This is a genomic window from Pseudonocardia kujensis (assembly GCF_021283305.1).
GTDB lineage: Bacteria > Actinomycetota > Actinomycetes > Mycobacteriales > Pseudonocardiaceae > Pseudonocardia > Pseudonocardia kujensis.
This window is the reverse complement of record NZ_JAJSOK010000021.1, coordinates 70,010-83,487: the sequence shown is the minus strand read 5'-3', so window position 1 is coordinate 83,487 and position 13,478 is coordinate 70,010. Positions and strand designations below refer to the sequence as shown.

14 protein-coding genes are annotated in these 13,478 nt (G+C 69.5%); 4 read left to right on the top strand and 10 right to left on the bottom strand.

The window, feature by feature from the left end; translation table 11 throughout:
* Positions 1-34 precede the first annotated feature (34 nt).
* From LWC35_RS16940 to LWC35_RS16930, 3 genes are read left to right on the top strand one after another with little or no spacing between them, the layout of a single operon-like run.
* The gene (locus LWC35_RS16940) at positions 35-964 is read left to right on the top strand and encodes a hydroxymethylglutaryl-CoA lyase (RefSeq protein WP_232871103.1); all 930 of its coding nucleotides are present in this window, start codon (positions 35-37) and stop codon (positions 962-964) included.
* A 33-nt stretch (positions 965-997) separates the two neighbouring features.
* Entirely contained in the window at positions 998-1,750 is a 753-nt protein-coding gene (locus LWC35_RS16935) for a CoA transferase subunit A (RefSeq protein ID WP_232871102.1), read from the top strand.
* Positions 1,747-2,388, top strand: a complete 642-nt coding sequence (locus LWC35_RS16930; protein WP_232871101.1) for a CoA transferase subunit B — start codon at positions 1,747-1,749, stop codon at positions 2,386-2,388. The genes LWC35_RS16935 and LWC35_RS16930 overlap by 4 nt, the downstream gene beginning before the upstream one ends.
* Before the next feature lie 992 nt (positions 2,389-3,380).
* On the opposite strand, the gene LWC35_RS16925 is transcribed toward LWC35_RS16930, so the two are convergent.
* The 4 genes from LWC35_RS16925 to LWC35_RS16910 form a co-directional block, all read right to left on the bottom strand.
* On the bottom strand, positions 3,381-3,704 hold the full coding sequence (locus LWC35_RS16925) for a Dabb family protein (protein WP_232871100.1): 324 nt from the start codon (positions 3,702-3,704) through the stop codon (positions 3,381-3,383).
* 44 nt (positions 3,705-3,748) lie between these two features.
* Entirely contained in the window at positions 3,749-4,495 is a 747-nt protein-coding gene (locus LWC35_RS16920) for a 3-hydroxybutyrate dehydrogenase (protein ID WP_232871099.1), read from the bottom strand.
* 232 nt (positions 4,496-4,727) lie between these two features.
* Positions 4,728-4,991 carry a response regulator transcription factor gene (locus LWC35_RS16915; RefSeq protein ID WP_232871098.1) on the bottom strand — a complete coding sequence of 88 codons (264 nt, stop codon included), beginning with the start codon at positions 4,989-4,991 and terminating at the stop codon, positions 4,728-4,730.
* A gap of 334 nt (positions 4,992-5,325) precedes the next feature.
* A complete protein-coding gene (locus LWC35_RS16910) occupies positions 5,326-6,081 on the bottom strand; it encodes a GAF domain-containing protein (protein WP_232871136.1) in 756 nt (251 codons plus the stop codon).
* On the opposite strand from LWC35_RS16910, the gene LWC35_RS16905 reads away from it, so the two are divergent.
* Entirely contained in the window at positions 6,056-6,292 is a 237-nt protein-coding gene (locus tag LWC35_RS16905; protein ID WP_232871097.1) for a hypothetical protein, read from the top strand. The two genes, LWC35_RS16910 and LWC35_RS16905, sit on opposite strands and share 26 nt — an antisense overlap.
* 504 nt (positions 6,293-6,796) lie before the next feature.
* Here LWC35_RS16905 and LWC35_RS16900 read toward each other — a convergent pair.
* From LWC35_RS16900 to LWC35_RS16875, 6 genes are all read right to left on the bottom strand, one after another.
* Complete coding sequence (locus LWC35_RS16900) at positions 6,797-7,645, bottom strand: mycofactocin-coupled SDR family oxidoreductase (RefSeq protein ID WP_232871096.1); 849 nt, start codon at positions 7,643-7,645, stop codon at positions 6,797-6,799.
* 330 nt (positions 7,646-7,975) lie between these two features.
* Positions 7,976-8,806 (bottom strand): mycofactocin-coupled SDR family oxidoreductase, encoded by an 831-nt coding sequence (locus LWC35_RS16895; RefSeq protein ID WP_232871095.1) that lies wholly within the window; start codon positions 8,804-8,806, stop codon positions 7,976-7,978.
* Positions 8,807-8,910: 104 nt separating this feature from the next.
* The gene (locus tag LWC35_RS16890; RefSeq protein ID WP_232871094.1) at positions 8,911-9,477 is read right to left on the bottom strand and encodes an aldehyde dehydrogenase family protein; all 567 of its coding nucleotides are present in this window, start codon (positions 9,475-9,477) and stop codon (positions 8,911-8,913) included.
* 90 nt (positions 9,478-9,567) lie between these two features.
* Positions 9,568-10,653, bottom strand: coding sequence for an ABC transporter permease (locus LWC35_RS16885; RefSeq protein WP_232871093.1), 1,086 nt, complete (start codon positions 10,651-10,653; stop codon positions 9,568-9,570).
* Positions 10,654-10,665: 12 nt separating this feature from the next.
* Positions 10,666-12,231: a sugar ABC transporter ATP-binding protein gene (locus LWC35_RS16880; protein ID WP_232871092.1), complete on the bottom strand. Its 1,566-nt coding sequence runs from the start codon at positions 12,229-12,231 to the stop codon at positions 10,666-10,668.
* Complete coding sequence (locus LWC35_RS16875) at positions 12,228-13,403, bottom strand: sugar ABC transporter substrate-binding protein (protein ID WP_232871091.1); 1,176 nt, start codon at positions 13,401-13,403, stop codon at positions 12,228-12,230. The genes LWC35_RS16880 and LWC35_RS16875 overlap by 4 nt, the downstream gene beginning before the upstream one ends.
* Positions 13,404-13,478: the final 75 nt, after the last annotated feature.

Genomic DNA, 13,478 nt, shown 5'->3' with positions numbered 1-13,478 from the left:
GCGCCACTTCGGCCGTACTTCGGGCAGGCGTCTGATGGATTTCGGAGTCACGCCCCTCGATGGGCTGCCGCTGCCCCCGCGCGTCACCATCTGTGAGGTCGGTCCCAGGGACGGGTTGCAGAACGAGTCCAGGATCCTGCCGTTCGGCGTCAAGGCAGAGTTCGTGCACCGTCTGGTGGACGCAGGGAACACGGTCGTGGAGACAGCGAGCTTCGAGAACCCGGTGTGGGTGCCCCAGCTCGCGGATGCCGACGACCTGCTGAGAGCGATCACACCTGCGTCCGGGGTGCGTTATCCGGTCCTGGTGCCCGACGAGCGCGGGCTGGACCGCGCGCTCGACCTCGGCGTCACCGACATCGCAGTGCTCGGCAGCGTCGCGGAGACCTTCCCCCGCTGCAACCCCCACCCGTCTGTGAGAGAACCGTTCGAGATGCTCGCCGCGGTCGTCGCGCGCGCCCGGGAGGCGGGGCTGGGGGTCCGTGGCCACCTCTCGGGGTGCTTCGGCGACCCCTGGGACGGCCAGGTCTCGACCCGACACGTCGTTGCGGCAGCGACAAGGATGAAGGCACTGGGCTGTACCGAGCTCAGCCTTGGCGACACCATCGGCATCGCCACCCCTGGACAGGTCGCCGCGGTCCTCGACGCCCTGGTCGCCGCCGGCATCGGGATCGACGAGATCGCTGTGCACTTCCACGACACATACGGTCAGGCACTGGCCAACGCCCTGACCGCACTACGGCGCGGCGTCACCACCTTCGACGCTTCCGCCGGAGGAGTAGGCGGCTGTCCCTACACGGGCTCGGCGACCGGCAACCTCGCCACCGAAGATCTGCTCTGGCAGCTGCATGGCCTTGGCATCGACACGGGGATCGACCTGCAAAGGATGGTCGACACCAGCACCTGGCTCGCCGAGCGGCTCGGCCGTCCCAGTCCCTCTCGCACCGTCACCGCCCTGACGAGCTGACTTGCTCCCACTCGACGCAGTACAGGAGGTTCCATGGACAAGGTGATCAGCGCCGAACAGGCGATCAGCGATATCAGAGACGGCGCGACCCTTGCGGTGGGCGGGTTCGGGCTCTGCGGCATCCCGTCCACACTGATTGCCACCCTGCACGCCGCAGGAGTGACCGGCCTGCAGGTCGTGTCCAACAACTGCGGCGTCGACGACTGGGGGCTCGGCATCCTGCTCTCCGACCGGCGCATCGTCCGGGTCACCGGCTCCTATGTCGGGGAGAACAAGGAGTTCGCCCGCCAGTACCTCTCCGGCGAGCTCGAGGTCGAGCTGTGCCCTCAGGGCACACTGGCTGAACGACTGCGCGCAGGAGGTTGCGGCATCCCCGCGTTCTTCACTCCGGCCGGCGTCGGTTCCCAGATCGCCGACGGCGGCCTGCCCTGGCGTTACGCTGCCGACGGATCCGTCGCCGTGGCGTCCCCGGCCAAGGAGGTTCGGGAGTTCGGCGGGGTGCCGCACGTGCTGGAGGAGGCCATCCGCACCGACTTCGCGCTGGTCGCGGCGGCCAAGGGGGATCGACACGGCAACCTGGTGTTCGACCAGACCGCGCAGAACTTCAACCCGCTCTGTGCGATGGCGGGCCGGGTCACGATCGCCGAGGTGCAGGAGCTCGTCGAGCCCGGGGAGCTGGACCCGGCGGGCATCCACCTGCCCGGAGTGTTCGTCCAGCACGTGGTACACGCCCCGGATGTCGAGAAGCGGATCGAGAAGATCACCGTCACGGAGGTGTCGGCATGAGCCTGTCCCGTCACGAGATGGCGGCCCGCGCCGCGGCGGAGCTGCGCGACGGTGAGTACGTCAACCTCGGCATCGGCCTGCCCACGCTGATCCCGAGCTTCCTGCCCGATGACGTGCACGTGGTGCTGCACAGCGAGAACGGCATCCTCGGCACCGGGCCCTACCCCACGCCCGACGCCGTCGACCCCGACCTCATCAACGCGGGCAAGGAGACCGTCACCGTCCGCCCCGGGGCCTCGTTCTTCGACTCCGCGCTGTCCTTCGGGATCATCCGCGGCGGCCACCTCGACGTCGCCGTCCTGGGCGCCATGCAGGTCTCCGAGCGTGGCGACCTGTCGAACTGGGCGGTGCCCGGGAAGATGGTGAAGGGCATGGGTGGGGCGATGGACCTGGTCCACGGCGCGCGGCGGGTCATCGTGCTCATGGAGCACACCGCCAAGGACGGCTCGCCGAAGATCCTGCGCGAGAACACGTTGCCCTACACCGGCATGCGGGTGGTGAACCGGATCATCACCGATCTCGCCGTCATCGACGTCACCGAGGAGGGCCTGGTCTTGGTCGAGACCGCCCCCGGCGTCACCGAGGACGAGGTCCGCGCCGCCACCGATGCGCCGCTCCGCCTGTCGACACCTGCCTGACAGGGCGTCATCGGTTCGAGCCGCGCCGTGGCCCCAGGTGTGGCACGAGCCGGGCCAGATGTCCGGGAGTGTCGCGAGCTCGCGGAGGACGGCATAGGGGGTGGCGGGGGCCAGGGGCTACCGGGTCGTCGCGTGGCGAGGTGCGGGAGGCCGGGGCCACGCAGTGGGAGAGACGTGATGGCGCCGACCGAGCTCACCGCAGCCTCGAAGTGATCGAGGCCGGTCGGACCCGCGGTGCGGGGCTTGTCGATCCGCCTCCCGTCGGGTGCCGGCGGCGCTGCCGTGGCGTCAGACACTCACGCCCGCGCGAGCGGGTCGTCCCGGAACTCGTCGTCGACCAGCCCGTGACGACGGCCAGGCAGGGCCCGATCCGGTGCGCGTGCGCGAACAGCGCCCACTCATCGGTGAGCCCGTTGCCGCCGTCCTCGCTGCCCCCGTGCATCCGCATACCGGCTCGCTCGGGTAGTCCTCGGCCGACCACCGGCGGGTGCCCCCGGCGGGCGCCGACGTAGGGGAAGGCGCCGTCGACACCCCGCGCACCGGCGAAGGCCTGTGGGGGCGTGCAGCGCCACCGCCCGTCCTGATCGGCTCGCCCCCAGGCATCACCCGCATGCCATGCCGGTCCTCCGGCTGCTGCTCGGCGACCGCGCTTCCGGGTGCTCGCCTGCACACCGTCCTCACCGGATTGGTCACCGGCGAGCGGGCCACCTGTTTGCTCCGCCCCACCTGGCGTCGACCATGTGCTACACCGGGAACCCGGTGTCTCCCGGATCTCCTCAAGGGTCGCACCGGGAGGGATCGAGCGCAGCCGTATCTACCCATTGTAAGCTCTGACCTGCGCTGATCGCAGCTGGCAGCGGCAGCTACGCCTTTCCTCAGGCATCTTCGGGGGCACGGCGCCCTACCCGAACTCTGGCTCCCGATGCTCACCGAGGTCGAGAGCCGGGGTGTCGCCGGCGGCTGCAGCGTCGTCCGCTTCTCGCCGACTTCCGTCAGGTCGGGGAGGTCTCGCCCTGCGCCTGCATGGACAGCCAGGTCACACCGCTCGGTTCAAGGACCTCAGTCACTATCGCCTGGTGGCGGGGATGGTCGAGGTACGCCGTGAACGCGTCGATGTCGGAGAAGGTTGTGGAGAGGGAGGCGTCGGCCACGCGAGGGCTCGCAGGATCGCGAAGCCCCAGGTCGGTCGTGATCGTGACTGGGCCGGCGGTCGGTGGGGCGTCAGCCGCGAACTCGTGCAGGGCGGCGACGAACTCGGCCTGCTGCGCGGGGTCGAGCGGCCGGGGCAGACGGAACAGCACAGTATGTGACAGCATCAATCGTTCCTTGGATCGTGCACGGTCGTCGGATCGCGTTCGCGCTACTGCGCGCTCCAGCCGCCGTCCATGACCCAGGACGAACCCGTGGCCATCCCGGCCGCGTCCGAAGCGAGCCACGTCACGAGTTCCGCGATGTCGTCCGGCTCGATCAAGCGCTTGATGGCGCTTCGCTCCAGCAGCACGGTTTGCAGTACTTCGTCGGCCGAGATCTTGTGCACAGCGGCTTGGTCGGCGATCTGGCCTTCGACGAGTGGAGTACGGACGTAGCCGGGGTTGACGCAGTTGCTGGTCACGTTGTGGGGTCCGCCCTCGGCAGCCACGACCTTCGACATGCCCTCGAGGGCGTGCTTGGCGGCGACGTAGGCGACCTTGAAGGGCGAGGCCCGCAGACCGTGGACCGACGAGATGTTGATGACCCGGCCGAAGCGCTGCGCGTACATGTGGGGGAGGGCGGCGCGGACGAGCAGGAAGGGGGCTTCGAGCATCAGCCGGATCATCGCCCGGAACCGTTCTGGAGGGAACTGCTCGATGGGGCTGACGGTCTGGATCCCCGCATTGTTGACGAGGATGTCCACCGAGAGGTCGAGGGACTCCAGGGGTGTCACGTCGAGGAGGTCGACCTCCCACGGCTCGCCGCCGATCGACGCCGCGACGTCGCGTGCGCGGTCCCCGTCCAGGTCGGCGACAGTGACCTTCGCCCCCTGGGCCGCGAGCGCCCGAGCGCACGCGGCTCCGATGCCGCCGCCGGCCCCGGTCACGAGCGCGGTGCGCCCGGTCAGGTCAGCCATGTCGGTTCTCCTCCGTCCATCCCGTCGACTCACGCGTCTCGTGCGCGGCCGTGGCCGCGTCGCTGCGACACCGAGAAGGTCGGGTTCGTTACTGATGTCCTCGCTCGCACGAGGCGGTGTGAGTGAACCACTTCTCTGCGGATCCGCCTTGACATTCAGGTCAGAGAAGTGCCTGAGAAGTCGGTCCGGGGCAGTCGGTCAGAGGCCGGTCCGCCCCTCGAAATACATCTGTTCACGCTAGTCCGCATTTCGCCGCCACATATGCGAGTTCCGTGCGGTTGGAGACGGAGAACTTCGCCATGAGTGCCCCGAGGTGCCATTTCACAGTGGTGTGTGCGATGCCGAGACGATCAGCGATCTGCTGGTTGGTGAGCCCGCGGGCGACGGCCTGCAGGACCTGCCGCTGTCGGCGGGTGAGGAGCGGCAGGAACGCCACCTGGTCGGCCACGCCCGTGTGCAGAGGCTTCGTCCGGGGAGGGCTCTGCGCCTGGTACAAGATTGCTCCTTGGTCCGCTGGATACCCCCGACAGCGGGCGATGGGCGGTCTGCACCCGCTGCCGGGGGTCGTCTCACTTCGGCGTGAGGGCGTTTGCGGTGCACGCCGGGTGGAGGCCCTTCTCGCTCATCCACCGAGCCGATTCGAGGCGGGTAGTTCGGTTGTCGCGGTTCTTGATTCATCGCTGCCGTCGGATGAGGCGCGGCACTCCTCTCCGGATTGATGCCGAGTTGTGCCTGCGTTCCATCGATACGACTGCAGCTGATTGGGTCAGTCGAGTATGGCACGTACTCGAGCAAGCGCCTTGTAGCATTCTGCGACAACGTTTCCGTCGCTACCGCCCGATGCGGTCGGCCGCCGAGCTGCCCGGTCGTTCGCCGCAAGAGCCCACTCCGCTCAGGTGGGCGTGCGACCCAGCCGGTTCTGCGACCACCACCGCGCGGGTTCGCGTCCGGTCGGTGACGGCCGCCCCTCCTCGGTTCGGGTCCTCGACCAGTACAGCAGGACTGCGGCCACCATCGCGGCACGCTCGGCGATGCGTTTGTTGACGTCCGAGAGCGGTTGTGGATGAAGCAGGAGGAGCACGCCGAGGCTGTCGCTGAGCGCATCGATCGGCACGAGTACCCAGTCGCCCTCCCGGCCGTCCGACACCTTCTCGAGCTGGATCTTCGGGAGATCCTGTCCCTCCGGGACGCCGATCGAGGCGAGGACCGTTCCGCCAGGGCCCGACGATCACTCCGGGCACCTCGAGGACGTCGAAGACCGCCGACACGAGGTCGTCGAGGCCGCCACCACCGAGGATGATCTGGGTGAACAGCTCGTGTGCTGCCGCCGCCCGGTCGAGCGCCTGCTGCTGCTCGAGCGCCTTCGAGTGGGCGGTCTCGACGTCGACGAGCGCACGCTGGGTCTGGTCCAGCAGCTTGGCCTTCTCGATGGCGAGCGCGGCAAGGGTCGCCAGCGAGGACAGCAGCTCGACCTCTTCGGCGGTGAACACCCGCTCGACCCGATCCGCGGCGAAGACGATGCCGATGAGCCGGCCCGACACCTTCATGGGAACGCCGAGGATGGCCTTGATCTTCTCGGCCCGGATCGCCTCGTCGACGAGCCCGGTGCGCGATCGACGGGTCGAGGAAGTAGTCCTGGCACTGATGGGGCAGGCCGGACCGCACCACGACTTCGCCGATGCCGACGTCGATGGGGAGTCTGAGATTTCCCATCATGCGCGAAATAGTGCCGTCGGTGACCCGGACGTAGGTCTCCGTGGCCGAATGGTCGACGAGGCTCAGATAGGCCACATCTGATCCCAGTAACCGTCGACATCGGTTCGTGATGGAATTCAGAACTGCTGTCAGGTCATTGAGGGAGGCGAGATCCTTGGCGGTGTCGAAAAGCGCGGTCAGGTCGCGGCCCCGGCGCTCCCTCCTGCCCAGGAGATCCTTGACGCGCATGGTCTGCACGATCAGCCGGTGCACGATCGCCTCCGCGGAGGCCTGCCGTGCCAGCGAGTCGATGGCGGCCGACACCTGCGACACGTCGCTCTCGCTCGCGAGGAGCTCCAGCAGGTAGGCCGCGACCCGCAGGAGCTCGTCGCTTCGCGGTTGTACCGGTGTGTCCACGACGATGTACCTCCACCCCTCCAACCCCGGGCCACGAGCCGGGCGGCGCCGTCGTGGCCGCAGCACCGCCGAACGGCGGCGCCTCGGCGGGGACGTGCGCTGGAACCGACCGGAGGTGGGCTGTGTGGCCCACCTCCGGTGGTTCACGAGATCGTTGCTCTCAACGTGTGCCGTTCGGACCGCGCGGCGTCAGCTGTGCCGGATCTTGTACGGGGCGATGCCACCGGCGTCGACCAGCTGGGTCGTACCGGTGACGTACCGGGACTCGTCGGACGCCAGGTAGAGCACCGCGTTGGAGATGTCGATCGGGTCGACCCAGGGGATCCTGAGGCCGTTGAGGTAGATCAAGGTGTCCTTGACCTGCTCCTGGGTCGGCGTCTCCACGTCCGGGACGAAGACCTTGTGGAAGGCCGGGTTGTTCATCATCGGCGTGTCGACCGAGGTCGGGTGGACCGAGTTGACGCGGATGTTGTGGGGTGCGAGCTCGACGGAGAAGCTGCGCATGAGGCCGGTGACCCCGTGCTTCGCGACGTTGTAGTGGCCCAGCTGGGGGTACGCGATCAGCCCGGCCAGCGAGCTGATCAGGATGATCGAACCGCCGCGGCCCCGTTCGAGCATCGACGGGATGACGGCCTTGGCGGTCTTCCAGACGCCCGTCAGGTTGATGTCGAGCATCTCCTGCCACTGCTCGTCGGTCACCTCCCACAGCGGGTCGAAGCCGACGATGCCGGCGTTGGCCACCACGATGTCGATCCCACCGAACTCGCTGACCGCGTCAGCGACCAGCTGGTTCAGTGCATCGGAGTCTCGGACGTCGCCCCGCCGGGCCAGGATCCGACGGTCGAGCTGTTCGACCGCCTTCACGGTCTGGGCGAGGTCTTCGGGCGTGCTGCCGGCGTAGGGCGCGGTCTCCACCTCTGCGCAGAGGTCCAGCGCCACGATGTCCGCGCCCTCTTCGGCCAGTCGTATGGCGTGCGACCGACCTTGACCACGGGCGGCCCCCGTGATGAATGCGACCTTGCCGTCGAGACGACCCACGGTGACAACTCCTTTGTTGTGCCGGAGACCCACGTCATCGCCGTCTCCGGGACTTTTCTGGGGCCTCCTGACATTATGGGGACGGAGGCCTCGGTGATGTAGCGATCCGCTACACGAATGCTGGCCGCGCATTCCTTCGGACGTTGCGCAATGTGTTGATTGAGAGCGCGACGGTCATCGGCCGACGACGAGCGCTTCGCCGCCCCGGGCGGCGCGGAGGCCTTCCTGGAGTCGTGGCCCCCGTTCCCCACGATTCCGGGACCCTCCCACCGCCGTTGTCAGGCGGACCGGGACGTCGACCGCCGTCGGCACCCGACGTCCCGGTCACGCTCAGGCCAGGTGTCCGGCGTCGACGACGAGTGTGGTGCCGGTGATGTACCGAGCGTCGTCCGACGCCAGGAACAGCACCGCGTTGCTGATGTCCTGCGGCTCGACCCACGGAATGGGCAGCTTGTTCATTCCCAGCAGGACCTCCTTGAAGTCCTCCTGCGTGGGGTTGGGCAGGTCCGGCACGAACAGCTTGTAGATCGCGTCGTTCTGGATCATGCCGGTTGCGACGAACGTCGGGTTGACCGTGTTGACCCGGATCCGGTGCGGGGCGAGCTCGTTGGCCAGGGACTTCGCCAGCCCGACCACGCCGTGCTTGGCCGCGACGTAGTGGTGGACCCGGCCGACGCCGCCCTCGAGCCCGTACACCGAGCTGGTGAGGATGATGGACCCTCCCGCGCCGCGTTCGATCATCGACGTCAGTGCGGGCTGCACGGAGTACCAGACACCGCTCAGGTTGATGTCGATCATGTCCCGCCAGCGCTGCGGCGACATGTCCGGGGCCGGGTCCCAGCTGCTGATGCCGGCGTTGGCGCAGATGATGTCGATGTGCCCGAACTCGGCCAGACCGCGTTCGGTGGCCGCCTGCATCGCCTCCGGGTCGCGGACGTCGGCCTCCAGGCTGACGATCCGCCGGTCCTCCGCCTCGACCAGCTTGACGGTCTGGGCCAGGTCGGCCGGGGTGGCCATCTCGTAGGGCACCGACTCGACCTGCCCCGCGAGGTCTACCGCGATGATCTCGGCACCCTCCCGGGCCAGGGTGACCGCGTGCGAGCGGCCCTGCCCCCGCGCCGCTCCGGTGATCAGCGCGACCTTGCCGTCCAGACGTCCCATGATGGTCCTTTCCTCGATGATGAGTGACGATGACGCCGGCGCACGGCCGGCACGTATTGCGGGAGGGGGCGCCTCCTCCAGGTCGGGTCAGATCCGGGAGATGTTCACGACCTGGACACCGGTGAACGCGAGGATCCCGTCGCGGCCGAACTCCGAGCCCATCCCGGACTGCTTGCGGCCGCCGGACGGGACCTCGGGGACAGCGCGACGTGCTGATCTAACCCATCTGCCCCCGGCTCGAGGCCCGGCCCGACGCCGAGCGGCCTGCGGACGATCTCGACGAACGCCTCGTCGTCGTCGCGGAGGATGTCCCGCTCGGGGCGCCATTCGGCGAAGTAGCGCAGGTAGGCGAGCGCGGCACCGATGTCGCCCTCGGCTTCGGTCAGCGGCTTGCTCTGCTCGCGGCACACCAACCGGGCGATCTCCTCGGCGTGGGCGTCGATCGCGTCGGCGAGCCGGTGCGGCAGGGCGCCGCGCTCGTCGGCGCTGCGGGCCGCCCAGGCGGGGAACGTGGCGAGTGCCGCGGCCACCGCCCGGTCGACCTCGGCGGCGTCGGCCACCGCTGCCTGCGCGACCGACCTCCCGGTGGCTGGGTCGATCACGTCCACGGTCGCGGCAGCGTCGACGGCCTCCCCGTCGACGAGCTGATGGAACGGGCAGGGTTCGGCCACGCCGTCGTGGTCGAGCAGGTAGCGGGAACGGTCATCGCGTCTCCTCCGAACGCTTCGGGCGAGAGGGTGATGGGGTGACGGCGTACCAGGTCAGACGGGCGAGTGGGCACGGGCGCTGCCTGCCGGTGCCGCCGGTGTCGTCGGTGTCGTCGGGGGAGCGGAGCCTGCGGCCGCCCGCCGGGCGGACCTGCCGACACGTTGCCCGGTGAAGCGGGCGGCGGTGATCGCGCCGACCAGCACCAGCCCGTTGAACACCGGCTGCACCCAGGCCGCCACGCCGATCATGAACAGCCCCGTGGTGCCGACGGCGACGAGATAAACGGCGACGACCGTGCCCCACACGTTGTAGAAGCCGCGGCGGATCGAGGTCTCGCCCAGGAAACAGGCCGCGATGGCCGGCAGCAGGAACTCCCCACCGTTGCCGGGGGAGGCCGATCCGACCTGCGCGACCTGCAGGAAGCCGCCGATGCCTGCGAGCAGTGCGCTGGCGACGAACGAGCCGACGATCATCGGGTTGACCTTGATGCCGGTCAGCCGGGCGGCGTCCTCGCTGCCGCCGATCGCGTACAGGCGCCGGCCCAGCGGGCGGTAGTAGAGGACGAACCAGAGGACCACGGCGGTGACGAGCACGAAGATGAAGGGCAGCGGTATCTCCAGCGGGCGGGACTGGCCCAGTGCCAGGAAGCCCGGGGTCAGGCCGTCGTAGATGACCATGCCCTTCGAGTAGAAGAGCACGCCGCCGTAGAGAACCGACTGCACGCCGAGGGTGACCACCAGGGAGTGCAGCCGGACGTAGGCGACGAGCAGCCCGTTGATCAGACCGATGATCGCGCACGCCGCGAGGATCAGCAGCAGGGCGACGGGCCAGGCCGTGACCAGCCCGTCGGACATCAGCCGCGCGACCGTCATCCCGCTGAAGGCCGCGACCGCCGCGACCGAGAGGTCGAAGCGCCCGAGGATGAGCGGGATCATCAGACCGAGCGCGACGAAGGCGATCGCCGCGTTGGCCTGCAGGATGGAACCGAAGTTGCCGAGCGTGGGGAAGGTCGAAGGACGCAGCACGGAGAAGACGACGATGATCACGAGCAGGGCCAGGATCAGCGCGTTGCCGGCGAGCAGCGACCCGAGCGAGCGACGCCCGGGCCGATGCCCCGCCGCCGGGGTGGTGGCGGTCATGGACGGTCCCTTTCAGTCGATGGCATAGCTGGCGGCGGCGATCCGGTCGGGTGTGATGGCGTCCCCCGTGAGCTCCTGAACGATCGCGCCGGACCGCATGACCAGGACGCGGTCGGCATACTCGGCCACGACGTCGATGTCCGAGTCGATCAGCAGCACCGACAGGCCCGAGCCGTGCGCGCGCTCGCGGACCGAGTCCAGGATCCGGCGCCGGGCCCCGATGTCCACGCCGTAGGTGGGCTCGTCGAGGATGAGCAGGCGCAGCGGGAGGTCCAGCCACTTGGCGAGGATGACCTTCTGCTGGTTGCCGCCCGACAGCTCGCGCAGCAGCTTGGTCGGGTGCGGGGGCTGCACGTCCATCGTCACGATGGCCTGCTGCGCCGCGCGCCTGCGCAGCGCAGCCGACAGCGCACCTCGGCGGAGGAAGCTGCGCAGCCGGGGCTGGGTCAGGTTCTCCACCAGGGTCATCGAGGCGACCCCGCCCTGAGCCCGGTCCTGCGGCACGTAACCGATGCCGCGGGCTACGCCCGCCGCCGGTGTGGCCCGCTCGACGAGCTCGCCGTCGAGTCGGACCTGGCCGGCCGTGGCGCGCTGCTCGCCGAAGATCAGCCGTCCCAGCTCGCTGCGGCCCGACCCGATGAGCCCGGTCACGGCCAGGATCTCACCGCCGGCGACGTCGAAGCTCACCCCCGACGTACGCGCGCCGGACAGCCCGGAGACCGACAGCCGGGGCACCTCGCCCGCCCCCGCCGTGCGGGCGGCCATCGACCTCCGCTCGGCGGGTGAGGCGTGGGCGGTGACGCCGGTGATCAGGTCGGCGAGGCGGTCCGGGTCCGTCGCGGCCACCGCGTCGTCGAACACGACCCGCCCATTGCGCAGCACCGTCAGCCGGTCCGCCATCGCGAACACCTCGTCGAGCCGGTGGGAGACGTAGACCAGGGCGATCCCCCCGTCGCGCAGCAGTCGGCAGCGCTCGAGCAGCTGCTCGACCTGGGCGTGCGGCAGCCGCGCGGTGGGTTCGTCGAGGACCAGCACACCGTGGTCGGGGTCGAGGCCCCGCAGGGCCCGGGCCATCGCCACCAGCGTGCGCTGGACCGGGCCCAGGTCCCTGATCAGTGCCGTCGTGTCGATGTCGTGCAGCCCCACCGCCGCCAGGTCACGTCCGGCGGCCCGGTGCTGGGCGCGCCAGTCGATGGCCGGGCCGCGGGTCTCGAAGCCGGCCGCCAGTGCGAGGTTGTCGGCGACCGACATCGAGTCGACGAGCCCGAGGTCCTGGTGGACGAAGCGGATGCCCATCGCGTGCAGCTGGTGCGGGGTCAGCGGCATCGCCACGTCCTCGCCGTGCACCCGCAGGGCACCCGCGGTCGGCTCGTGGTAGCCGGCCAGGATCTTGATCAGGGTCGACTTGCCCGAGCCGTTCGCGCCGAGCAGTGCGTGGATCGAGCCCGACCGGAAGGCCACGGAGACGTCGTCGAGCACCCGGTTGACCCCGAAGTCCTTGACCAGGCCGGTGAACTCGACCGCGGACGCGACCGGGCCGGTGGCGTCGGTCCCGACCTGCTTCGCCACTGTGGTCACGACGCCGCCACGCCCCACAGCTGGTAGAACTTGGCGGTGAAGTCGTAGTTGCCCCGCCAGCCGACGCTGACCAGCTCGTTGAGCTTGTCCGGGGGGAGCTTCGCGAGGTTGTCCTTGTCGAACAACGCCGTCGGGATCTTGCCGGCGTAGTCGAAGGGCTGTTCACCGCTGGTGACCCGGACGACGTTGTCGAGCACGGCCAGGCTGAGCCATTCGCGGGGATCGGCGAAGCAGGCCTTCTGCAGGCCGTCGCGCTGGATGACCGCGACGTTCTCGGCGCTGCAGTCGTAGCCGGCTCCCTGCACACCGCGCTTGGTCAACCCCGCGCGGTCGGCCGCCTGGGAGACCCGGAACATGCAGGCGTCGAAGCAGCTGACCCAGTTCAGCGACGGGTCCGCCTGCAGCGCCGCCGAGGCCTGCGCCGCGGGACCGAGGTTGGGGTCCTCGAAGTTGGCGAGGCTCCACTCGACGGTCTTCGTGGTGCACCCCGGGCAGTTCGCCGGGTCGGAGAGGTAGTCCTGGCTGCCCTGGTACTGACCGACGATCGCCGCGTAGATGTCGGTGTTCTTCATCTGGAGCAGCTTCAGGTCGCCGCCGGACTTCCAGACCATGTACTGGGCCATCACCTGGCCCTCCCCGTAGACGTCCCACGCGACGTCGGGCACCGACGGCGTCTCCTTGAGGTTGCCCAGCGTGAACACCGGGATGCCTGCCGCGAGAGCCCGGTCGATGCCGGCCTGGACACGGGCGTTGTCGACGAACATCGTGACGATGGCGTCGACCTTCTCGTCGACGGCGGCCTGGATGGCGTTGAGGGCGACCTCGGGCTTGCCCTGTCCGTCGGAGATCTTGGCGGTCCAGCCGATCGCCTGGGCGGCCTTGGCCATCGCGTTGGCCGGGCTGCTCGCGCCGGTCGAGGCCATGGTCGTGGGGATGATGGCCAGGCGCAGGCCCGGCTTCGGGCGCGGGCTGGACTCCGGGCCCTGCCACGTGTTCGGCTGGGTCGCCGCGTCCATCAGCTTGTTGGCGCCTGCCTGGGCCTTCTGGACCGCCGCGGTGCGGGCCGCCGGGTCGACGTTCTGGGACGCGGCCGTGCCGCCACAGGCAGTCAGAAGCATCGCGAGGACCGCGACGGCCACCACGGCCAGCCGGGTGTCTCGGGGTCGGTACATGACGAGCCTCGGTTCTGGGAGGGGGATGGGCGACGGTCGGCATGTCCGACCGGGGAGGCGGTGCGGTGCGCGGGC

What these genes read in the sequence shown, in the direction of transcription:
- LWC35_RS16940 (WP_232871103.1), top strand. Translation starts at nt 35, where the DNA reads ATGGATTTCGGAGTCACGCCCCTCGATGGGCTGCCGCTGCCCCCGCGC.
- LWC35_RS16935 (WP_232871102.1), top strand. Translation starts at nt 998, where the DNA reads ATGGACAAGGTGATCAGCGCCGAACAGGCGATCAGCGATATCAGAGAC.
- LWC35_RS16930 (WP_232871101.1), top strand. Translation starts at nt 1,747, where the DNA reads ATGAGCCTGTCCCGTCACGAGATGGCGGCCCGCGCCGCGGCGGAGCTG.
- LWC35_RS16925 (WP_232871100.1), bottom strand. Translation starts at nt 3,704, where the DNA reads ATGCTGTCACATACTGTGCTGTTCCGTCTGCCCCGGCCGCTCGACCCC.
- LWC35_RS16920 (WP_232871099.1), bottom strand. Translation starts at nt 4,495, where the DNA reads ATGGCTGACCTGACCGGGCGCACCGCGCTCGTGACCGGGGCCGGCGGC.
- LWC35_RS16905 (WP_232871097.1), top strand. Translation starts at nt 6,056, where the DNA reads ATGGCCTTGATCTTCTCGGCCCGGATCGCCTCGTCGACGAGCCCGGTG.
- LWC35_RS16895 (WP_232871095.1), bottom strand. Translation starts at nt 8,806, where the DNA reads ATGGGACGTCTGGACGGCAAGGTCGCGCTGATCACCGGAGCGGCGCGG.
- LWC35_RS16885 (WP_232871093.1), bottom strand. Translation starts at nt 10,653, where the DNA reads ATGACCGCCACCACCCCGGCGGCGGGGCATCGGCCCGGGCGTCGCTCG.
- LWC35_RS16875 (WP_232871091.1), bottom strand. Translation starts at nt 13,403, where the DNA reads ATGTACCGACCCCGAGACACCCGGCTGGCCGTGGTGGCCGTCGCGGTC.